The 23,285-nt window shown below is 48.7% G+C and carries 17 protein-coding genes and 1 pseudogene; 13 read left to right on the forward strand and 5 right to left on the reverse strand.

Going from position 1 to position 23,285, the window contains the following annotated elements:
* The first annotated feature begins 41 nt into the window (after positions 1-41).
* The 4 genes from WG8_RS03455 (at position 42) to WG8_RS03470 (ending at position 2,800) form a co-directional block, all read left to right on the forward strand.
* Positions 42-638 carry a TetR/AcrR family transcriptional regulator gene (locus WG8_RS03455; protein ID WP_007428697.1) on the forward strand — a complete coding sequence of 199 codons (597 nt, stop codon included), beginning with the start codon at positions 42-44 and terminating at the stop codon, positions 636-638.
* A gap of 64 nt (positions 639-702) precedes the next feature.
* Positions 703-1,074 carry an MmcQ/YjbR family DNA-binding protein gene (locus WG8_RS03460; protein WP_007428698.1) on the forward strand — a complete coding sequence of 124 codons (372 nt, stop codon included), beginning with the start codon at positions 703-705 and terminating at the stop codon, positions 1,072-1,074.
* 111 nt (positions 1,075-1,185) lie between these two features.
* Positions 1,186-1,812, forward strand: a complete 627-nt coding sequence (locus tag WG8_RS03465) for a nitroreductase family protein (protein ID WP_007428699.1) — start codon at positions 1,186-1,188, stop codon at positions 1,810-1,812.
* 37 nt (positions 1,813-1,849) lie between these two features.
* A complete protein-coding gene (locus WG8_RS03470) occupies positions 1,850-2,800 on the forward strand; it encodes a ring-cleaving dioxygenase (RefSeq protein WP_007428700.1) in 951 nt (316 codons plus the stop codon).
* A gap of 110 nt (positions 2,801-2,910) precedes the next feature.
* Here WG8_RS03470 and WG8_RS03475 read toward each other — a convergent pair whose 3' ends face one another.
* On the reverse strand, positions 2,911-6,249 hold the full coding sequence (locus WG8_RS03475; RefSeq protein WP_007428701.1) for a DEAD/DEAH box helicase: 3,339 nt from the start codon (positions 6,247-6,249) through the stop codon (positions 2,911-2,913).
* A 147-nt stretch (positions 6,250-6,396) separates the two neighbouring features.
* Between WG8_RS03475 and WG8_RS03480 the strand changes: the two genes are divergently transcribed.
* Positions 6,397-7,488 carry a site-2 protease family protein gene (locus tag WG8_RS03480; protein WP_007428702.1) on the forward strand — a complete coding sequence of 364 codons (1,092 nt, stop codon included), beginning with the start codon at positions 6,397-6,399 and terminating at the stop codon, positions 7,486-7,488.
* A gap of 76 nt (positions 7,489-7,564) precedes the next feature.
* Here the strand turns inward: WG8_RS03480 and WG8_RS03485 are convergent, their stop codons facing one another.
* Entirely contained in the window at positions 7,565-8,353 is a 789-nt protein-coding gene (locus WG8_RS03485; RefSeq protein WP_043890748.1) for a hypothetical protein, read from the reverse strand.
* Positions 8,354-8,550: 197 nt separating this feature from the next.
* Positions 8,551-9,459 carry an AraC family transcriptional regulator gene (locus WG8_RS03490; RefSeq protein ID WP_007428703.1) on the reverse strand — a complete coding sequence of 303 codons (909 nt, stop codon included), beginning with the start codon at positions 9,457-9,459 and terminating at the stop codon, positions 8,551-8,553.
* 175 nt (positions 9,460-9,634) lie between these two features.
* On the opposite strand from WG8_RS03490, the gene WG8_RS03495 reads away from it, so the two are divergent.
* From WG8_RS03495 to WG8_RS03530, 8 genes and pseudogenes are all read left to right on the forward strand, one after another.
* Positions 9,635-11,029: an MFS transporter gene (locus WG8_RS03495; protein ID WP_007428704.1), complete on the forward strand. Its 1,395-nt coding sequence runs from the start codon at positions 9,635-9,637 to the stop codon at positions 11,027-11,029.
* 52 nt (positions 11,030-11,081) lie between these two features.
* Positions 11,082-13,093: pseudogene (locus tag WG8_RS03500) on the forward strand (beta-galactosidase).
* A 135-nt stretch (positions 13,094-13,228) separates the two neighbouring features.
* A complete protein-coding gene (locus WG8_RS03505; RefSeq protein ID WP_007428707.1) occupies positions 13,229-15,028 on the forward strand; it encodes a sensor histidine kinase in 1,800 nt (599 codons plus the stop codon).
* Positions 15,025-16,137 (forward strand): response regulator transcription factor, encoded by a 1,113-nt coding sequence (locus WG8_RS03510; protein ID WP_007428708.1) that lies wholly within the window; start codon positions 15,025-15,027, stop codon positions 16,135-16,137. The genes WG8_RS03505 and WG8_RS03510 overlap by 4 nt, the downstream gene beginning before the upstream one ends.
* Before the next feature lie 176 nt (positions 16,138-16,313).
* Entirely contained in the window at positions 16,314-17,594 is a 1,281-nt protein-coding gene (locus tag WG8_RS03515) for an ABC transporter substrate-binding protein (protein ID WP_007428709.1), read from the forward strand.
* Between the two features lie 40 nt (positions 17,595-17,634).
* Positions 17,635-18,519, forward strand: a complete 885-nt coding sequence (locus tag WG8_RS03520; protein WP_007428710.1) for a carbohydrate ABC transporter permease — start codon at positions 17,635-17,637, stop codon at positions 18,517-18,519.
* A complete protein-coding gene (locus tag WG8_RS03525) occupies positions 18,516-19,343 on the forward strand; it encodes a carbohydrate ABC transporter permease (RefSeq protein WP_007428711.1) in 828 nt (275 codons plus the stop codon). The genes WG8_RS03520 and WG8_RS03525 overlap by 4 nt, the downstream gene beginning before the upstream one ends.
* A gap of 440 nt (positions 19,344-19,783) precedes the next feature.
* Positions 19,784-20,830 (forward strand): hypothetical protein, encoded by a 1,047-nt coding sequence (locus tag WG8_RS03530; protein WP_043890749.1) that lies wholly within the window; start codon positions 19,784-19,786, stop codon positions 20,828-20,830.
* Between the two features lie 28 nt (positions 20,831-20,858).
* Here WG8_RS03530 and WG8_RS03535 read toward each other — a convergent pair whose 3' ends face one another.
* Both WG8_RS03535 and WG8_RS27840 read right to left on the reverse strand, forming a co-directional pair.
* Complete coding sequence (locus tag WG8_RS03535; RefSeq protein WP_007428713.1) at positions 20,859-22,412, reverse strand: Ig domain-containing protein; 1,554 nt, start codon at positions 22,410-22,412, stop codon at positions 20,859-20,861.
* A gap of 165 nt (positions 22,413-22,577) precedes the next feature.
* Positions 22,578-23,285, reverse strand: a 708-nt coding sequence (locus WG8_RS27840; RefSeq protein ID WP_007428714.1) for a LamG domain-containing protein, incomplete at its 5' end; no start/stop codon positions are given.

Raw genomic sequence — 23,285 nt, forward strand, 5'->3', positions numbered from 1 at the left:
ACTCTAAAATCTAAGCTACACTAGGATGTGAGGTGGAGAGGATGAACGGTTTTGAACGACGGAAAGAGAAAAAAATAGAGCAGATATACAGTGCTTCATTTCAACTATTTTCTAAATACGGATTTCAGAAGGTTACTGTGAATGAGATCGCTCAGCAGGCGAGGGTTTCCCCGGCGACTATCTATAATTACTTTGGGACGAAAGAACAGCTTTATGCCGATATGCTCATGAATTGGATGGACAAGCAGCTGGAGCAGTATGAGGAAATACTTGATTCGAGCCTTCCCTTTCCTGAGAAAAGCAAGGAAATTATGATGCTGGAGGCCAAAAATTTAAAAATCCTGTCGGATGAATTTCTAAAATTCCCGTCCTCTGAGTTTAGCGGACTGGCTCAAGCACTGGAAAGCTACAGCGAGCAGAAGGTAACGGGCTTTTTTATGAAGTTTGTTGCGCTCGGGAAGCATGAGGGATATATCCATAGAGACCAAACCGAAGAGACAGCGATGATGTATTTTACGATGTTCAAAAATGAGCTGAGTCGGCATTGGGAGGCGTCGAATCAAGAACGGTTAACCTGTAATGTCGATCAATTCATGGAATTGTTCTTCTTTGGATTAGCCGGACAGGCGCAGAAATAGGAGATTCGGATTTGGGGTTTAATAAGCTTCATAGGTAATGGCTAAAGTAGAGGAGAGAAGGCAGATGTATGAGGAGATTGTGGCGTATGGCTTAAGTAAAAAGGAGGCTGTAAAGGATTACCCTTTTGGTCCCGAGACGCTGGTGCTCAAGGTAGGAGGCAAGATGTTTGCTCTCTTGACTGAAAAGGATGGCATTAGCCATGTATCTCTAAAATGTGATCCGGCCATTGCAGAAAACCTGCGTGAGCAAAACAAGGCGATTAAACCGGGATATCATTTGAATAAAAAGCATTGGAACACGGTGACGGTCGATTCTGCTTTCCCATTAGATGATCTGTATAGCATGATCGACCATTCGTATGAGCTGGTGTTCAAGAGCTTGACCAAAGCGCAGCGTGAAGCCATTACGATGAGAATACGGGCAACCGAATCGTGACTGGTGCGCTATTCACATTTTTATAGTTTTGCTTGACATAAAGTGACTAAAGATATATTCTTGATTTAAAGATAATTCATTTGAAAATAATATCAAGGAGTGGAACTGAACATGAGCGAACTGGTGAAAACTATCCAAGAGAGAAGATCAGCTTCTAAATTTATTCCTGATGTTACAATAGATCAAAAAGAACTGGAAGAGATATTCCAGCTGGTGAAGTTTGCTCCATCGGCTTTTAATTTACAGCATGCACACTATATCGTGGTACAGGATGCGGATATGAAGCAAAGGCTACATGACGAGGCAAGCAAGCAGTATAAAATATTAACGTCTTCGGCCACCATTGTGGTGCTGGGGGATACAGAGGCTTATACAAAAGTAGCTGAATATAATGAAGGTTTTCTGAATCTGGGCGTGTTGAGCAAGCAGGAATATGACAGCACGGTGGAATCGGTGACCCAGTTTTATCGAGAACGGGGACCTGTTTTCCAAAGAGAAGAAGCGATACGCAATGCCAGCCTGTCGGCCATGCAGTTCATGCTGATTGCCAAGGACAAAGGGTGGGATACTTGCCCGATGATCGGCTTTGATCCTGTGAAGGTGCAGGAAATATTGAATATTCCAGAACATTTTGTACCCGTAATGATGATTACCTTGGGTAAAGAGGATGAATCCGGTCAGCGGCCACGTGGATACCGCAAGCCAATTGGACAATTTGTGAGCTACAACGGATTTTGAAATAGATGAATTATGAGCCTATTGAGGAGGGATGAAGATGTCATTAAAGACTGCCGGAATTCACCATATCACGTCCTTTGCAGGAGACCCGCAGGGCAATGTTGATTTTTACGCAGGTGTGCTGGGTTTGCGATTGATTAAAAAGACGATCAACTTTGATGCTCCAGAAGTGTATCACCTGTATTTTGGGAATGAACAAGGCAGCCCGGGAACGATTGTTACCTTTTTTCCAGCTCCGGGTACACGCAGGGGCAAGATCGGGGGCGGGCAAGTCGGGATTACGACGTATGTCGTGCCACCCGGCGCTTTGGAATACTGGGAGAACCGTCTGCACAGCTTGAAGGTGTCTTTCACGAAGGCCACTCGTTTTGGCGAGTCATACATCCAGTTCCGAGACAATGAGGGCTTGCATCTGGAGCTGGTGGAGCGGGAAGAAGGTCCGGCGAACACGTGGACAGCAGGTGGTGTACCTGCGGATAAAGCGATCAAAGGTTTTGGCGGTGCCGTGCTGTTCAGTACGGATTCCAAGCATACACAAGATGTGCTGGAGAACGTTCTGGGCATGGTTCCTGTCGGAGAAGACGCAGACGCAGGCTACATCCGCTATCAGACGACTGGAGATTTGGGCAACCTGATCGACCTTCCGATCAAAAATGTACCGCCCGGAAGTGGCGGTGCAGGTACGGTTCACCATATTGCCTGGCGTGCGCAGGACGATACGGAGCATCAGGCGTGGAACGAGTGGGTTCGCCAGCATGGCCTCGGGACGACCGGCATTATTGATCGCCAATATTTTAACGCAGTATATTTTCGTGAACAAGGCGGTATTCTGTTCGAGATCGCAACCGATCCGCCCGGCTTTACCGTCGATGAGGAATTGAATGAATTGGGTCACAAGCTGATGCTGCCTGAGTGGTATGAGCCTCAGCGTTCCCTGATTGAGTCAAATCTGGTTCCCATTGAACCCAGAGTGATCAAACAGGATTAAGTCTTTGGGACAGGATCATCACGACATGAGCAAACAGGTCCAATGGCGGGTAGCTTCTCCCGTTCATTGGACCTGTTTGCATGTGAAATGGTACTCCTATAGGACACTTCTTATATCATAAGCAGCTCGCGAATTTCCAATTCGGTCAGTGCCGAAAGGCTTTCTTGTCCCGGCTGGATGATCTGGTCGATCAGGTGTTTCTTTTTCTGCTGCAGCTCATACATTTTGTCCTCCACGGTGCCTTGGGCAACGAGGCGAATCACCTGTACGACTTTTTTCTGGCCCATTCGGTGTGCGCGATTGGTAGCCTGCTCCTCCACGGCGGGATTCCACCACAGGTCATACAAAATGACCGTATCTGCTCCGGTGAGATTCAGGCCGGTTCCCCCTGCCTTTAGGGAGATCAGGAACAGGTCGCGTTCTCCTTCATTAAAGCGACTGCACAGCTCCACACGCTCCGAAGCCGGTGTCTGTCCATCCAGATAGAAGTAAGGGACCCCTTCCCGGGCAAGCTCGCGTCTGATCATTTGCAGCATCGTTGTGAACTGTGAAAAAATGAGCATCCGTTTCCCGGAGCTGAGACATTCTGCGATAATTTCCAGCAGCTGTTCATATTTGGCTGAGCTTCCGGTGTACCCGTCGACGAACAGGCCCGGATGACAGCAGAGCTGGCGAAGCCGGGTCAGACCGGCAAGGATTTTGATCCGGCTTTTCTGAAAGCCCTCCTCGTTCAGATGCTTCAACGTTTCATGCTGGAGCTCGGCCAGATAAGCCATGTACAGCTTTTTCTGCTCCGGCAGGAGCCGTGATACCTGAACGGATTCAATTTTTTCAGGCAGCTCCTGGAGGACATCGCTTTTGAGACGACGCAGCAGAAACGGGCGAATCCGCTTGGCAATCGCATTGCGAGTCAGGTTGTGAAACGCTCTCTTTCCGCCGGGAAATAGCTCGGGAAATACAATGTCAAAGATGGACCACAGCTCTTCCAGTGTATTTTCTATAGGCGTTCCTGTCAGGGCAAAACGGTAACGGGCTTTTATATCCTTAACGGCCTGCGCTGTCTGGGTGGCATGGTTCTTGAACGCTTGCGCTTCATCCAGAATGAGCGTGTGAAACGATGACTTGCTGTACATCTCCGCATCCCGGCGCAGCAGAGGATAGGAGGTGATCAGAACGTCATAGCTGGCGGCATCCCGTATCATCCGGCTGCGCTCTTCCGGGGTACCATCTGCGATCGTGACGCGGATATGCGGAGCAAATTTCTCCAGCTCATTTCGCCAATTGTACACCAGTGATGCAGGGGATACGATTATGGCTGGCAGCTGCTGGCTGCGGATTTCCGGCAGGACAGAGACAAGGAAGGCGATGCTTTGCAGCGTTTTGCCCAGCCCCATATCATCTGCCAATATGCCCCCAAAACGGTAATGCGCCAATGTCTTGAGCCATTGAAAGCCATATACCTGGTAATCTCTCAGGATGGGAGCGAGCGATTCCGGCACTGGAAAGTCGAGATGGTCAGGATTCCGTATGTTTTCCAGCAGCTGGCGAAAGGCTTTGCCCAAAGTCAGATTTTTCCCCTGATCGTGGGGATCAATTAAGTACAGCCCTTGCGTGACGGGAATACGAATTTGCGCGGCATCCAAATCGCTTTTGCGGATACCCGTTTCGTTCATGAATCGGATGAGCTCCTTGTATTCCTCTGTTTCCAGCGGCAGCAGGGCACCATTCGGCAAACGGTGATACCTTTTCTTCTCATTTAACGATTTGAGCAGCTGGCGAATTTCAGATTCGGGTATACCGTCAATATCAAATTTAAATTCCAGCAAATCCGTGTGTTCATCCCACTCCACCCGTGTCCTCGGGACGGGCAGCGTATTGTTGATCTTCGCTTTGACCGCACCTGTGGCATAGATGGCAAGCAGCTTCTCCAGTTGTGGTACGGTATGGTACAGAAAATCAAATTCCGCATCTTCATCTTCCATAACATATCCGCTGTCTGTTTTGGCGAAGGAGCTATGGTCCATCAGTTCCAAAATACGCTGCTCCTGTTCCCCGTCCCGGATCAGAATCCGGTTGTTGCCAGGCACCTGCTTATCTGTTTCCAACGGATTGATCACGATATCCCCATATTGGAACTCCAGTGCAGCCAGCAGCTTGTCCCTTACCCGATCCAGATATAGCTTCGCCTTTAGTGGCTGTTGTGTGACCCGTTCAGAGACAGACCGGCTCATATGGACCCGTCCGAGCTTCATTAGTCCAGGCACAACCTTGTCCATAAAAGACTCCATCTGTGTCGGCGCAATCTGGATCTTCCGCCTGTGGTGGACTTCCACCATCCGTTTCAGCTCGGATAAATGCCGCAGTGGACCAGCCTTCTGGGGTACAAGCTTGCCATCGGCAATGACGACACCATAGTCCTCCATGATGGTCAAATCATCGAGTCCCTGAATACATAGCTGGTAGCCCTCGGTTTCGCCCTCGGCTTCATCGAATTCAAATTGCAGCGGAAGCATGAGGTCCGACTGGGGGATACCCTCGCTCATATTTCCGTGAATTTCAAAATGGACACCCTGTGCTGCTGTCAGCAAGGGGAATAGCTTCTCCCAAGCCGCAGGAGGGATCAGCAGCATTCGTTCGCCACTCATATGACTGCTTGGGGACACATACGCACCTGAAGTTTCCCGAATCATGCGTTCATTGCGGCAAACCTGCACCAACTGCTGGAGAATGGCGTCATGCTCAAGCCGGAAGCGGTGCAGCTGAGGCTCGTAAGAGAAGTTTTTCGTGAACCTGTAGCTATCCCCATGGTCAATACTATCGAGAAACGAGCGGATTTTCTGAACGATATATAATCGTTTGGGCCCTGATTTTATCTCCACGCCAAACATATATTTCTGGTAGCCATAGGCGAAAGGCCGGATCATAAACTGAAAATCCAAGACCTCGCGAGTATCCAGCAGGGTCGGCGTACTGCGAATCGGCCTTTTGCTGCTGAACAGCTTTAACATACTGTCGGTCAGCTGGAGATCCCCTGATGTGATGCCAGAGGAGCGTGCGGTTTTGGCAGTGTGATCATACGAAGCATCTGTAGCCCCAGCTGTATCCGGGGAAGTGCCGGGATGAAGTCTGGAAGCAAAGGAGCGTACAGACAGACTTTTGCCTCGCAGCATATCGTGCACGTTAATGAGCACAGCAGCGATGTGTTTACAATATCTTCCGGTCGTCTGAAATGTTCTACAGGTGCATTCCGCACGGATACTGCCATTGGGACGGATCATTGCGGCAACAGCATAAAATCCGCTTCCTTTGACTGTAGCTTCGTACACACCTTCATCATGGTCTATTTGTGTAAAGGCCACTCTTTTGGCCCGGTAATAGTCGTCCCCGTCGTCATAAGCGGCTTGGCTGCATAGCTGTCTGATGGTTCGCCGGGTAAGTTCAAAGCTCATGGTCCGTAATCCTTTCCTGGTTGTTCCGTTTTCTTACATGATAACAGAACAGACGGGAGGTTGGACACCTGGCAGACCGCTTGAGGCTTTTACAAGCTGCACATAGCAGGATACAATGGAAGTATTAGAGAAAGGAGACGGATACTTTTGCCAAAAGAAGACCAAAAGGCGGATTCCAAGTCCGGCTCATCCAAATGGTATCTTGGCAGTGCGGCAGCGTTGCTTCTTTTGAAGGGCAAGTCGTTGCTTGCGCTTTTGAAATTCAGTAAATTTGGCAGTGCGCTGTTCTCTATGGCAGCGACGATTGGCGCATATGCGATCATTTATCCATGGGGATTTGCGGTCGGGTTCGTGCTGCTATTATTTGTGCATGAGTTGGGGCATGTATGGGCTGCCAAGCGCAAGGGGCTTCCAGTGTCGACACCGTTATTTATCCCTTTTCTGGGTGCGCTGATCACGATGAAACGCCAGCCTTTGGATGCCCAGACAGAGGCTTATGTGGCCATGGGCGGCCCGTTACTGGGCACGGTTGGGGCTATGGCGGTATACGCAGGAGCCTATGCAACGGACAGTCCGCTGCTATATGCACTCTCGTATGTCGGATTTTTCCTGAATCTGATTAATCTGTTGCCGATTCATCCGCTCGACGGAGGAAGGATTTCCACGGCAGTAACACGCTGGTTATGGCTGGTGGGCTTACTGGGTGGCATCGTCGTAATTATCTATTTGAAATCCTTTTTATTTTTCTTTATTTGGGCCCTCTTCGCCTATGATTTATACAAAAAATATGTCAAACAAAATAAAAGAGAGGCCAAGGTTCTATCCTTTACGCAAAATCCGGTGGTTGATGTACAGTATCTGTACGAGCAGGGATATCCGCTGCCGGGGCCTGAGCATACGCGCAGATTATCTTTTAATACCTACTCGGATCTGGAAGGGCAGCAATATGTGACGGTGTATATGGAAAGTCTGGATGTAGCACAGACATTCATGCTGCCACAGCAGTGCCTTGTCCAAGATGCATGGCTGAACGGTGTGGAGCATATATCGACGCCAGATGCGTATCAGCTCAGATTGCTGTGCGGGATCGATTATATACCCTATGAAAATGATAAATATTACGAAGTACCCGCATCATCACGCTGGAAATTCGGGATCGGTTACTTGGGCTTGGCCTTATTCCTGATGGGGATGATGTATGTGGTGCACCAGCATATAGGAGATATTAGGCTGAGATAATGTGGTTATAAAAAGGCGCGGTATCTGGTACTTTCAGACCGCGCCTTTTTTTGTTATTGGAACAGAGATGTATTTTTTATTTTTTAAAATCAGACAGTTCTATAGGCACCTTTCCTTTTATTAGGAACCATTTTTTGTTTTTGTAATTTTGAATCATTCCAATATCAAAAATGATTGAATTTACATTGTTTTTCGATAGGATGTCTCGGGAAATATCAGCCTCTAATGTATACTTAACGGAGTTATCATCTATCTTTTGATGAGAGAACTTTATATTAGATGCATACTTTCTGATTTGGGATGGAAATAGATATTCTATTTTGGAGTTCCTGTCTTGAGGAAGTATGATATCTGTCAGCAAGTGTCCATTTTTGAATTTTAAATGAAAATTTCTAACCTCAAGGATTTCTTTATCAAATTCATTTAGATTGTCTTCCTTAAAATTTTCGAAATAGTATTGACCGGAATTTAACCGTACAGTGTTTCCGTCCTTGAGGACAACTTCGACAGCATCAAATTCACGAATAAAATTGATAGCTACAGTCAATTCATTTTCATGGATCTGAACAATTTTTACATTATCTGATACAACTTCATTCTTTAACAATAAAGAAGCCTTTTTAATATTTAAACCTTCTACTCTATAGGGGAAACTAATTTTAATTTTTTGAGGGCTATCATCATGAGAATTGAAAATGAAATAACTATTCTCTCGTACACTTACTTGTCGTATATACTCCAACTGAGTGTTTTTACTTTTATTTGATTCATTTATAACCTTTTCTTGATTATTGTTTGTACATCCAAATAAAAATATAGAATTAGTCAGCAGCAACATGATGATGAGAATAATGCGTAGTTTCAATATGTAATCACCTCTTCTTGTAATGGGTAAACCCCCCTCATATTGAGGAGGGTTATGTAAACGAGTTGCTTTTAATTAGTTTGGGTTATCATAAAGCATATAGGTTTGTCATTCCCTACTCAATAGTTCTCTATAAAAAACATAATGTCGTACACTCTTGAATAATTAAGAGCTTACGACATTATGTTTGCATCCCCCTAATGCTCAGCAGTAATGGGCTTTAACGATTGACGGTATTTAAGCGGGCTGGTGCCCGTCCAGCGCTTGAACTGCCTGCTGAAATGAGCCAGACTGGAGTATCCGAGCAGAGAAGCTACCTTGTTCAGCGGCAGATTGGGCTGCTGGATCAGCACTTTGGCCTCATGAAGCTTGGTCTCCGACAGGTAGTGGCGTGGTGAATAGCCGTATACCTTGCGGAATACCTCCTGTGCATAGCCGGGACTGATACCGAGGGAGGCTGCCACGTCTTCAATCCGGAATGCCTGCTCGCCAGATTCGTCATCCCGGTAAGGTTTAAATCTGGATTGGATGGCTTCCATAATGGCTTTGGCATACTGAACGGATGAAGGTGCAATTCTGGGCTCCAATCCCGTAGAAATCATTTGCGAGAATATCCCGAACAGCTCGAACAAAGCAATTTGCATGCGAAAACGGTCTGCTGTCGTATATTCTCCACTCTCCCGTACCATGCCGATCCAGCTATGGACAACCTTTTGCAGCTTGGTATTGGTTTCAGTACCCGCCGGGAAAAAGAGCTGATTGCTCTTGATCATCTCCTGACGGAACAATGGGTCATCCACATTAAAATGAGTGCTAAAATAATACATTCCACCAGGGGAAACACACTGACTCACATGCTTGAATCCCGGCGGAATAATTAAAATATCACCCTCCCCAACCGAATACACATTATTCTCCATAATCGTTTCCTGACGACCTTCTAAAATAAGTGCAATTTCAAAACCGATATGAGACTCCTCCGGCATGCGCCAGTCCGCTTTGACCCGGTGAATATGAGCGCCAAAAAATTTCACATTCCAGTCAATTCTAGGCAACCATTGGCAATCATGGAATAAAGCTGGATCAACTTCAGCATTTAATATCATAAGATCACCTTCGATTAGGGCAAATTTTACACCGTTTAGACAATCTCATTGTACCTAATATTTGATTATAATAAAAGAGCGCTTACAAACGCTATGTTATAGTCTTTTACACAAAAAGAAAGCGCTTATATGGATAGGAATTGAAAGCGATACCATATTGGATTCAGGAGGAGCTATGGAAACAACAACGAAAGAACGTGTGTCCTATTACGTTTATTTTTTGGGGAGCAACGCAATTCTCTGTCTGGTCGCCTCTTTTGCGATGCTATTTTATACGGATTATGTTGGCATTTCTGTGTCGATTATCGGTACTTTGTTCGTACTGGCCCGCATATGGGATGCGCTTAGTGCTCCAATCTTCGGCGTGATCATTGACCGAGCCCAGCTCAAAGGCGGTTTGTTCAAGCCGTGGACGAATCTGGCCTCTATCATTTTGCCCATACTTACGGTATTGGTGTTTCTCGTTCCCAGCGATGCTTCGCTGACCGTCAAGGTCATTTATATTGCCGCCACATACCTGGTATGGGAAATGTGCTACACCATCAGTGATGCGCCCGGCTTTGGTCTGGCAACACTGATGACGAAAAACACGCACGAACGCGATCTGCTGATGTCCAGAGGCCGGACGATGGTGTTCTTGGCTTTTATGGTCATTTCCTCGTCTGCGGTAGCTGTGGCCAATCAGATATCCTGGCCGATTTTGGCGGTTATCGTTGCCACGGCGGGTTTGGTACTCATGAATTTTACTCGCTTTAATGTCAAAGAGCGTTATTCCAACAAGGCAGAGAAGGTTACGCTCAAGCAAATTATGACGTATCCCATGCAGAACAAGCAGCTTTTATTCTATCTGATGTCGTTTATGACATTGTCCATGACCAATCTGCAAGGAATTGTCGTCAGCTACTTTGCCTTATACAACTTGAAAAATCCTATTTATATTTCAGTACTGATGTTCATTTCCTTGGGTGTACAGCTGCTAACAGCATTAATTTTGCCACCGATTATTAAGAGATTTGGTAAATGGAAGGTGAACGTATTCAGCTTGGTAGGATTGTTTGCCACGGGCTTGTCCTTGTTTGCCATCGGGTACAGCAATCCCATCGTCGTATGTGTATTCGCGGTTCTGTTCGGCCTGTTCAGTTCCGCTCCGCAGCTCATGGTGCCGATGTTTACCGCCGATTGCGTCGAATATGGAGCGTTCCAAAAAGGGGTACGTGCCAGCGGAACCGCTTTTGCCACCCAGACGTTTGCAGGAAAGCTGGGAGGAGCGGCAGCCAGTGGGATCGTCGCTTATGCGCTTGCCTTTGCAGGCTATATCCCGAATGTACCGCAGACCGGACAGGTTCTCACATGGATATTCGCGCTCTATGCGGTGGTGCCTGGTGTAGGAGCCTTGATTACGGCAGGACTGTTCGCGTGGCTGTACAAGATTAGAGAAAAAGACGTAGAGGGCTGGCTGGCGATTGCGAAAAAAAATCAGCAGCAAGTGGATTCTGCGGAGCAGGGCGTTACCGATAAGAAACTGGCGGTCCCGTCCCTAAAGAAACCACATAACAGCCACGGCATTTGAAACGAATGAGATAGGATGACACTTTACCATGAATTAATTGGAGGACGACTACATGAAAAAGCTGCTGTACGGTGTTGCTTATTATGATGAGTACATGCCTTATGACCGGTTGGACCAGGATATCCAAATGATGAAGGATGCAGGCATCAACGTGGTGCGGATTGCCGAATCCACCTGGAGTACGCATGAACCGCAAAACGGAGTGTTTGATTTCACCTCCGTGGACCGGGTGCTGGACGCCATGCATAAGGCTGGCATTGAGGTCATTGTAGGTACGCCCACCTATGCCGTTCCGACATGGCTGGTCAAAGAGCATCCCGATGTTCTGGCAACAACACCTCAAGGTCCGGGCAAATACGGGGCTCGCCAGATTATGGACATTACGAACCCTGTCTACCTGTTCCACGCTGAGCGCATCATTCGCAAGCTGATTGGACGGGTGAGTCAGCATCCGGCGGTCATCGGCTTTCAGACGGATAACGAGACGAAGCATTACAACACATGTGGGCCGAATGTGCAATTGCAATTTGTAAAATATTTGCGCGAGCGATTTGAATCACTAGAGGAGCTGAACCACAAATTTGGGCTCGATTACTGGAGCAATCGCATCAATAGCTGGGAGGATTTCCCTTCCGTCGTTGGAACGATTAATGGAAGCTTGGGGGCAGCCTTGCCTTGTCCCAATTCCAGCGCAAGCTGGTGACGGACTTTCTGGCGTGGCAGGTCGCAATTGTGAATGAATATAAGCGAGAGGACCAATTTGTTACGCAAAACTTTGATTTTGAGTGGAGAGGCCATTCCTTTGGTGTTCAGCCGGATGTGGACCATTTTGCGGCATCCCAGGCATTTGATGTGACTGGCGTAGATATTTATCATCCATCACAGGATGATCTGACCGGCATAGAAATTTCCTTCGGTGGCGATGTGGCGCGTTCGACGAAAAATAACAACTATCTCGTGCTGGAAACGGAAGCGCAGGCTTTTACCCACTGGGTTCCCTATCCGGGGCAATTGAGACTGCAAGCGTTCAGCCATCTGGCTTCCGGGGCCAATTTGGTGGCTTACTGGCACTGGCATTCCATCCATAATTCCTTTGAAACGTACTGGAAGGGTCTGCTGAGCCATGATTTTGAGACGAATCCTGTGTATGAGGAAGCACAGACCATCGGGAAGGATTTTGCGAGATTGTCTCCGCATCTGGTCAATCTGAAAAAGACAAACAAAACAGCCATCCTGGTCAGCAACGAAGCGTTGACATCGATTAACTGGTTTAAGTTTAATATGAACAGTCCACTGAATTACAATGACATTGTACGCCGTTTGTATGATGAGCTGTACAAGCTGAATATTGGGACGGATATCGTTCATCCGGGGACGGAATCGTTTGATGATTATGATCTCTTGATCGTCCCGGCACTCTACTCCGCGCCGAATGCGCTGTTGGAGAAGCTGAATCGGTATGTGGAAAATGGCGGTCATGTAGTCTATACGTCCCGCAGCGGATTTACCGATGAGCATGTGCAGGTGAGAACTTCCCGGCAGCCGGGCGTGATCAGTGAAGCCTGCGGCATTCACTACAGCTTGTTCGTGGAGCCGAAGAACGTGACGCTCAAGGATAACCCTTTTAAAGTAGCAGCAGAGGACAATCAGGTAGATACGTGGATGGAGCTGATTACCCCGACGACTGCCGAGGTGTTGGCGTATTACGATCACCCGCATTGGGGAAAATATGCGGCGATTACGCAAAACCGCTATGGTCAGGGGACGGCGACTTACATTGGCTGTATCGTCAGCCCGGCGGTTATCCGCGAATTATTCCGTTCTGTTGCAGGGCAGGCAGGAGTGTGGGGAGTAGATCAGGAAGCGTCATTTCCGATCATTGTTAAATCAGGCACGAATGAACAGGGACGGACGATTCGGTATTATTTTAACTATTCCGAACAAGCGGGCTCGGTGGTGTACCCGCATGGAGACGGCAAGGAGCTGATCGGGGAGCAGGCGATCACTCAAGGACAAACGCTCCAATTGGAGCCGTGGAGTGTTATAATTATCGAAGAAGCGTAAATGCTGTATAATGAGCTGAATTTGACATATGAATGAAATCATATATGTGTCCTACCGGGAAATCCCCGGTAAATGAGCGCCCCTGCGAATAGCGGGGCGTTTTCGCATATGGCAGAACAAGAGGAGTGCATCGCTATGCCAACCCGAGTAGTCCGCTGGTTTCGGGCGCTGATGGCACCGTATCGACGCAGCATTCAGCTCAAGCTCATTTTAACGATGATTGTTTTATCGGTGCTGCCGGTCATTGCCGTCACGGTGCTGGCTGCGGAAAAAAGCAGAGCGTCGATGGAAACGGAAGTGGTAGAGACGAACATGTCCAATATGAAATGGACGGGAATCTATATCAGTGACCAGTTAGACCGCCTGAATCAGCTAATTTACAGCATTCAGATCAGCCCTGATCTGAGTGATTATTTGAATGAGCGCGAGCCGGGCAATCTTTCAAGCCAATTTAATGCCCAGCGTAAAATGCTGAATACGCTCGCGAATGTGTATTATTCGGCCGGAAGCCATGTGATCGGTATTCAGCTTTATTTGAAGCAATCGCAAAGCCTGTTTACCTTCAACGGGATGCAAAATGATATTACGACGGTGAACGGTATTCCTCCGCAGTATGCCGAGATGTGGCAGGCGAACAAGGATTATTTGATTCGCACGAGTCCGACCGATGCGGAACGCTTTACACTAATCCGCAGTATTCGGCGGTTTGAGGATCAGAAGCAGACAGGTGCTATTTCACTGGATGTCCTGTGGTCGCAATTCGATCAGACGCTGGGCTTGCTGGGACGAGGAGATCAGCATCAGGTGCTTATTACAGATACGGATGGCAGGATTATGTATCCGGTGCAGGCTCGCCAGTCGCCTCCTCCTGCGGGTGTATTGACGGCTCTTCGCGACGTTAGGCCAGGCCCCGGTATGATTCAAACTGCCGGGCATTATGTGTTCTATAATGATCTGGGTGTGGTTGGGCTGAGGCTGGTCAAAATCATACCTACTTCTTCCATTAACCACAGCGCCTTTTCAACGATGCTGTATGGTATTATCGTAGGTGTTATTTCTATTCTTGTTTCCATCTGCATAGCTGTTTTTATCGCATGGCGGACCGCACGTCCAATTGTTCATTTGGCGCGTTCCGTACAGGAGCTGGATATGATCAAGGGAGCGGCTGGAAAGCCGAGTACACGCCCGGATGAGATTGGGTTATTGGAAAGAAGTCTCCATGGCATGGCAGGACGAATCCGTGAGCATATCCAGACGGAATACAGTATCAATTTGCAAAAAAAGACGGCTGAATTGAAAGCGCTCCAGGCGCAGATTCACCCCCATTTTCTGCAAAACACACTGCAAATGATCGGAAGCATGGTATTTTCCCAAAAGCCGGAGGACACCTATGAGGTGATCCGTTCGCTGAGTGAGATGTTTCGCTACGTGGTACGGGAGCCTCAGGATATGGCCTCTTTACGCGCGGAGCTCGACCATGCGGGGCACTATATGCGCATCCAGCAGCGGCGGTTTCCGCAGAGATTGGTGTTTCGGGTGGAGACGGATGAACGGGCGATGGATATTCGTCTGCCCAAGCTGTCGCTGCAGCCATTGCTGGAGAACGCGTTTCAGCACGGTCTGGATCGTAAAGCGGGGGCATGGCGAATGGAAATCCGCGTGGAGATTATGAAAGAAGACGTATGGATCACGGTTTGCGATAATGGTAACGGCATGGCCCCGGATAAGCTGGAAAAAGTACGGGCCAAGCTGGAAAATGCTTCAGAGGAACCGATCTGGGCGCAGGGCAGTCACATCGGCTTAAGCAATGTAGCTTCACGCTTACGAATGAATTTTGGGATGAATTACGGGGTGACCATAGACAGTGAGCAGGGCGTCGGTACACGTGTCACGATCCGTATTCCATTCACCTCAGCAGAGGAGGGGGACATATGATCAGGGTATTAATTGTCGATGATGAGCCATGGAACCGCGATATTGTAAAGACATTTGGCACATGGGAAAAGCTCGGCATGTCGGTGGTAGGTGAGGCTGAGGACGGAGACGAAGCGTTCAGGCTGACCGGGGAATTAACCCCGCATATTGTGATCACCGACATGCGGATGCCGGGTGCGGATGGAGTAGAGCTGCTGCAGGCGTTAAATCAACATTTTCCTGATGTGAAAATCATTGTCGTGAGCGGTTATGATGACTTTGCGTATGCCAAACATGCCATCCGTTATAAGGCTGTCGATTATTTGCTCAAGCCTATTAACCCCACCGAGCTGAATGCGGTGCTGCTCAAATGCAAAAATGATCTGGAGACCAGGGCGGCAGAGCAGCAGCAAGAAAAAGCGGAGCTGGATTATGAGTTCTTCCACAAGCTGACCCGGTATAAGCAACTGCTGCGTCTTTATTTTAATGAGCTGAATCAGGACGGCGTGAACATGACATGCAGGCAGGTCATGCAGGAGCTGGAGCGCCTCGGAGTGCCAAGTCAGCCTATGCTGGGCCGGCTGGTGCAGGAGCTGCTTTCCCTGCTAAAAGAGCTGGCATTAGACAACGGACTGGATATCCCAACAGCGAAAGCTGGATTTCCTGTGTCGCAGGATGCGTTATCCTCTGTAGAACATGCGTTGGAATTCGTATCGGCGTGCTATAGTCAGGAGCTGGATCAGCTCATTCGACAGCGGAAGTACAAAAACAAGCTGAATCTGGAGGAGGTACGGCGTTATATGGATCGTCACTTTGCCGAATCGATTACACTGGAGCAGCTGGCAAAAAACTTTTTTGTGAGCAAAGAGTATATGAGCAAGGTATTCAAGCAGGAGTATGGTCAAAATGTAACAGACTATATTGTAGAGCGGAGAATGGAAAAGGCGCGGGAATGGCTGGCAGATAAACAGCTCTCAATTAAAGCGGTGGCGGAGATGGCGGGGTATGAGGATGTGTCTTATTTTTATCGGGTGTTTAAAAAGCATTTTGGTATGGCGCCCGGAGAGATGAGGAAGGAAGTTAAAAAAAATCCAACTCAACAGGCTAATGATGTCCAATGGCAGAAGTGACCTTCCACCCTATAATGAAAGCGTATACAAAACGAGCAGCACAAAGGATTCGACCTCTATGAAGCTCAACTTGGAGCATGAATGGAGGTTGAAGACTGGCAGCATAGCTGCTTGGAATAACCAAGTGATTAGCCAGCCGAATACCGTTATTTTCAACTTAGGGGAGGTCATTTTGCATGAAATTATGGAAAGGTGTATTGAGCACAATGCTGGTTGGTACGTTGTTGGCCGGGTGTGGAGCGAATTCTTCAGGCAGTGACAGCGGCAGTTCCAGTGGAGACGGCAAAACCGTGAATCTCAAAATGTTTATCGCCCAGCCCCGCTTGAAGGAGCATTACGATAAATACATTAACGCGTTCGTAGCGAAGGAAAAGAAAGATAAAAATATCGACGTTACGGTGCAACTGGAGATGCCGCCTGCCGACAATGCCGCACAAATTTTGAAGACAAGACTTGCATCCAACGATGCGCCGGATGTGTTCGCGCTGCATGCGGTGAATGAAATTCCTCCGTTTTATAAAGCGGGTTATTTGGAGGACTTGTCCGGTCAGCCGTTTGTCAGCAAATTAATGGATAGTGTGAAGCCTTCGGTGACGACCAAAGACGGCAAAGTCGTAGCGGTTCCTTTGGAAACGATTTCATGGGGCTATCTGTACAATAAAAAGATATTTAAGGACCTGGGGCTGAAGCCACCGGGAACGTTGACCGAAATGAAGGCTGTGGTCGAGAAGCTGAAAGCGAACAATGTGAAGCCGTTCCTGCTGTCTTACAAGGAATCCTGGATTCCACAGCTGTTCGTGCCGCTGACAGCAGGTGCGATGATCAACACACAGAACAAGGATTTTATCGACCGGATGAATCAGGATAAAGGCTCTTTTGCTGAAATGAAAAGCATGTTCGACATTATCGATCTGGTGAACAGCAACGGCACAGACAAGGCGCTGGAAATTGGCGGGGATGACGGGTCAGCGGCCTTCGCTTCGGGCAAAGCAGCCATGTGGATTCAAGGCCCGTGGTTTGCCGAAACGATTTTGAAATCGGATCCGAAAATGGATTTTGGGGTTGCACCGCTGCCGATCAACGATGATCCGAATGCAACCTTAATCAATCTGTCGACTTCGACTTCGCTGGCTGTATCCTCCACAAGCAAAAATAAGGAGGTTGCGCTCGATTTTGTCAATTATGTGCTGGACGACAAGGATTCCAGTGCGTTCTATGAGGCATTGAAATTTAACCCGATCTCCAAGGTGCATACGTTCAAAAGCTATCCTTGGGTCAATGACGCTACCGCATACGTGAAAGCAGGCAAATCATATCAAGACCCTTCCATCCCGCAAGCGGTCAAGGATGAGGCAGGCAAAGCGCTTCAATCCTACTATGCAGGCCAGCTCTCGCAGGATGACGTGATCAAAGCGCTGGATAAGGCATGGAAATCGTATAACAAAGTGAACAAGTAACCGGTAGCCTACAGAAATACATCAGGAGGGGGGAGACTCCATGCCTTTTAAAATCTATAAAAAATATGTGATGCTGCTGGCATTTACCGCTCCGGGGCTGATCTTTTACGCCATTTTCCTGCTCATTCCGACAATCAGCGGCATGTACTACAGTTTTACAGATTGGAACGGCTTGAATCCGAATTACAGCTTTCTCGGCTTGGGGAACTTTGTAGAAGCGCTGAAGGAAGACCCGGATTTTCTCAATTCCCTGTGGTTTACGCTCAAATATGTATTGGTCATGATCGTGCTGCAAAATGTACTGGCGCTGCTGCTGGCCGTGCTCATTGAGTCTCGCACGCGTTCCAAAGGATTTTTCCGAACGATATTTTTTATGCCCAATATGATTAGTACCATTATTAGTGCATTTATGTGGACGTTCGTTTTTTCCTCCGTGCTGCCGCAGATTGCCGAAAAGACAGCTATCGCCTTTTTGGGCCAATCGTGGCTGGGTGATCCGAAGGTATCCTTCTTCTCCATCATTATTGTCTCGCTATGGAATGGTGTCGGATACATGATGATTATTTATCTGGCTGCACTCCAGGGGGTGCCGCAAAGCTTGAAGGAGGCCGCTATTATTGACGGGGCCAACGCATTTCAGACATTGCGAAGCGTGACGCTGCCGATGATTACCCATGCCATTACCATCTGCTTCTTCCTGACGCTGAACGGTGCCTTCAAGGTGTATGAGGTTGTCTATGGACTGACCGGCGGGGGGCCGGGACGCAGTACGCAGGTAATTACGATGAACATTTATGAGGAGGCGTTCTCCAACAACTTCCGTTATGGCTATGCGAGCGCCAAATCCGTTATTTTATTCGCCATCGTCCTGATCTTCACACTGATCCAGCTGCGTGTCATGAAGAAGAAGGAGGTGGAGGCATGAGGCTAAAAAAAGCCAATTCCCTGCTGATTACGTTGCTGCTGTGCGCGGGGGCCATAGTATCCTTCTTCCCCATTTATATGGCGGTGATTAATTCATTTAAAACGCAGGGTGAGATGTTCGCATCCTTTACGGCGCTGCCGACGAAGCTTCACTTTGAAAATTACAGTCAGGCTTTTATCCAGACCCACTTGCTGAACAGTGCTTTGAATTCCACGATCATTTCGTTTGTCGGCATTGGCGGCATCGTGATCTGCTCTGCACTGGCAGGCTACAAGCTGTCTCGTACACGGGGAAAAATGAGCAGTGCGATTTTCTTCCTGTTTGTCGCCTCGATGCTGGTCCCGTTCCACTCCATTATGATACCGCTTACGCGAATGGCAAAGGATTTGTCCGTTCAAGGCAGTACGTACGGCTTGGCACTGATCTATATCGGTTTGGGAGTCAATATGGCCATCTTTTTGTATCACGGGTTCGTCAAATCCATTCCGCGCGAGCTGGAAGAATCGGCACAAATGGACGGCTGCAATGAGTTCCAAACGTTCTTTCGCATTATATTTCCTTTGCTGCTGCCGATCACCGTCACGATTGCCATTTTGGATTTCCTGTGGATTTGGAACGACTTTTTACTTCCGCTGTTGATGCTGACGGATGTGAATCACTACACCCTGATTCTATCGACGAATATGCTGTTTGGCGAGTACAACAAGGATTGGTCGCTCATTCTGGCTGCGCTTGTATTGACCTCTATTCCAGTCATTCTGATCTATGCGTTCTTTCAGAAATTCATCATGGAGGGCATCGCGGAGGGAGCGGTGAAGGGATAAGACAAATGAGCCATATAAGTTGAACTGGAAATGTACATGAGGCGCCACTGCGCAGTCGGATGGTGCTTCCCATCGCCACCGCTCCACTTGTACAGCACCATTCCGACTACTCCGCGTTTTCATGTGAATCTTTTGGAGTTCAATATATAGACTTGAGCCTTATACTGCATTGCTGGGGAGGTAGATGGCTTTTCCTGCAAAAATTTTCAGGCAAACGTAAGAACTTGGTACAGCAGCATTTGGCCTGCTTTGTGCTTATCGTAGTATACCGAAAGAGCCGTGTACAAATGACACGGCTCTTTTTTTATGTCTAAAGTTTTAAATTTTAGGAAACTTTTAAAATCATATGAATCCCGCCGCAACAGCGATCGTAAGATCAAATGGAACGCGAAGCGATCTTAGCCATACAATATTTCATCTGAATGTAAAAGGGGATGATGATGATGGCTACCTTCTCGGCCGCCCTTCGAGTGAAAAAGCGGATGGCCAAGCGCGTATTAAAATTATCCGGTGTCCATGGTATTGGCGTAGGGTACAAAGACCCTGGTCATCCCAAAAAGGGAGCCGCTGTTATTGTGTATGCAGACCGGCTGGCTTCGGCCTCCACCGGACTTCTGTCTGCCACAGCATTGGGCAAAAAAACGAATGTCCCTGTCCGGATTGTAAAAACAGGAAAGATCAGAGCCAATGCCACGGATTACAGGGCACGCATACGCCCGGTCATCGCCGGCTACAGTGTCGGAACGATTGAAGGCTCCGGGACAACCGGATTGATCGTTGCGCCAACTGGAGCGCCGGCTACACGGTATCTTTTCAGCAACAACCATGTCCTTAATCCCTCCAATACAGACAATCGGGAGGCTACGATTCAGCCGGGCGGAGCCGACGGGGGAACGGTTCCCCGGGATCGTATTGGACGGCTGTATCGTTACGTACGCTTGAATCCAAGTGGAACGAACTTGATTGATACAGCGCTTTCCCTGCCGACCCGCAACAGCTTGCTTAGTCCGCGTTACGCCACAGTAGGAACGATTCCAGGCCATGTGACCGCTTATCGCATAGGAGAAAGGTTAAAAAAGGTAGGGCGTACAACCGGGCGGGTCAATGGTACGGTAGAGTCTGTCTATACAGACCTGCAAATCAATTATGGCGGAAGCCTGGGGTTGCTGACCTTCGAGGATCAGACCGTCATAAGAGGCACGAATCCTGTATCACTGCCGGGCGATTCCGGTTCTGTCTGGCTCAGACAGTCGGATAATTATGCAGCTGCGGTCAACTATGCAGGTACGGCAGATGGCCGTCTCTCCATTGCCTTCCCGGTGCAGTGGTTCATGCAGGTGTTCAACACACGCGTAGCCCGCCCCAATGGGGCAGGCAGAGTACTCACGGTAGATACAGGCTCTTCCCCAAGTTCCTATACAAGGCAGCTCACTAGTGAGGAACTGGCTCGCTTAAGACCGAGAACGACGCGCATTAGAAAGGGCTAAATGTCCCTTAGATAGAAAAAGCTGCTTCCTATAAACGAATCGTAAAGCTGCGTGTGAACGGCTTCGCCAGCTCATCATAATCCCGAAGCTCAATCGTAAATGTGTAGCTGCTTTGCGATTGGCTGGCGGATACGGTGCCGCTGATCGTCCCAGTGAAGCGGTCGAGCGTCAGCCCGGCAGGCAGACTGCCGCTTTTCAGTGTCCAGTCGTAGAAGGGAACACCGCCCTTGGCTATTAGTTTTTGGCTGTAGCTTTGCCCTTTTACGGCATTAGGCAAGGAAGTTGTAACGATTTCCGGTTCAAGAAAAGGGGTTAGTTTGCGGTTCAGCTTCCAGCCAGCTTTCTCGGCAATGAGCAGGGTCAGCTTGTTCAGCATCCAGCGGCGTACCGGAAATTCTGCTGCCCAGCCTGCACTTTGACCGCTGAGACGGTCCCAGTATTGCCGGTCTCCCGGGATATGGTAGCTGCTATCCAGCGGAACACGTACACCTTGGTACGCTTCGACGACCGCGTCAGCACCGCCGCTGCTGTGATAGGCGCGCATGCCTGCCCACGAATCACTAAAAGCAACGGCGTGGCCGAACTCATGCATAATGAGACCATATACGTCCGTCACCTGAGTGAGATCGGTTTTGTACCAGTCGTCATCATTCAGCGAGGTGAACACCTGAGCATCGGGATAAAAATCCAGCGCAGTACCTAGTGAACGGTGGATGGGACCTGGCACCCGGACGCCGTTCCTTGTGTGGTAAAAACCGCTGTTGCCGGGCCATCCCGTCGAATACGGGCCGTCGATACCCCGCAGGAAAATCCATTCCCCATTATAGGGCGCGTTATTTGTTCCAATTGTATGCCCGTTCCAGTCATTGTTCGGAATATAGTTGCGTTCGGCTCCGGCAGGAACGGTATCGAATGGCTCCATATCGAAAAAGTAGAACCAGTCCTTAATCGCCTGCTCGGCGGCTTTGCGAATACCCGGATCATCGAAATAGTGATTGACTGTATCATAGCGGTAGTCGAATACCAGCGGGAATTGGGTTTCTTGATTATCGTCCTGGTCCCATACCCGGATCGGAATGGTATGAATTCGTGAAGCTCCCGCACTGTCAGCAATGGTGAGGGAGAGCGTATAGTGCTCAATCTCGTCTGGGCCGCCGTTGCGATCTGGTGCAACCTCCAGTTTGAAATCCTTTCTCTCGGATGCATTATTAAAATTTAACACCTTCGTAGCGCCAGTGGCAGATAACGTGCTGGGCAGATTCATCATGAGCCGGGACGTGCCCTGTGCCCTGAGTGTGATGCTGATCGGATACGCCGCACTGGCAGGAGGCTTCACGGTCAGATTAATGAAAGGGTTGGCGATATAGCCCTGCCAATCCACCAGATCAACGCCATACCCGTTAATGATGCGTCCGAAGCGGTCAATTACCTCGGCATCGCTGCCAATCGCTTGCGGGGACATGCCGGAGGTCGAGACTTGTGCGGCTACGTTTTTGAGAAGAGACTCCTTCATAGAAGCAGAGCCGCACGAATCAGATTCAATGCTTGCCGACAGGGGTGGTCCTGCATGTTCTTTACACATAACAACATCCTCCTATAAGACGGACAGCTTCTAAACCGGGCAGCAACAAGGCTTCCACGCAAGCTGCCCGCCTTTTTATTTAAAGATTGGGGCCATATATGACACGAATCATTCACAGTACAAATCATTCACAAGTTAAAAAGTTAAGGTCATGAAATGTTCGTTCTAATCGGCTCCTTCGGCATATGAATTGGCTCCCAAAGAATGAACATTAACGATGCTGCTTGCCGAGGCCAAGCCCCGGACTTCTTGAGCCGTCAACGTTCTGTTGTAAATGACCAGCTCGTCTACTGCACCGTTCAGATAGGGATCATCGAACTGGGATTTGCCAATATAGTTCCGGTCTGTCAGTCCGAGGCTGGACGGCTTCAACGTCATATTGGCGTTGCGCGTCGCTTCCACACCGTCCACATACAATATCCCCGTATTGCCTGACAGGGTCACGGCCACATGCTTCCACACGCCTGCCGCTAGCTCCGGCGCGTTCAACTGCTGCTCTTCCCCGTTCCCCGAGACGGTGATGGCAAAGCGCATACCTGTCCCTTCGGCCTTCGGGGTCAAAAACATATACCGATCCGTTCCTGCTCCAAAATCAAACAGGCGGGCCCAGCCGTTATGCGTGTTCACTCGTACCCACGCTGCAATCGTAAAGTCATTTAGGCTGCTAACTATACCGAAGGGGAGACTGGCATAGGTGTCTGTGCCGTTGAAGTACAGGGCGTTGCCTTTCCGTCCCGCTGCCCATGTCCCACTATTTACACTGGCCTGCTGCCCATAACCCGATGAATCGGCTGCGGTAGATCCGGCCGTTTCGTTAAATTCATAACGGGCTACAATGTCTCCGGTGGGAGTCGGATTGCCGGTGCCCAACTG

Origin of the sequence: Paenibacillus sp. Aloe-11 (assembly GCF_000245715.1) — a bacterium.
Taxonomy (GTDB): Bacteria; Bacillota; Bacilli; order Paenibacillales; family Paenibacillaceae; genus Paenibacillus; species Paenibacillus kribbensis.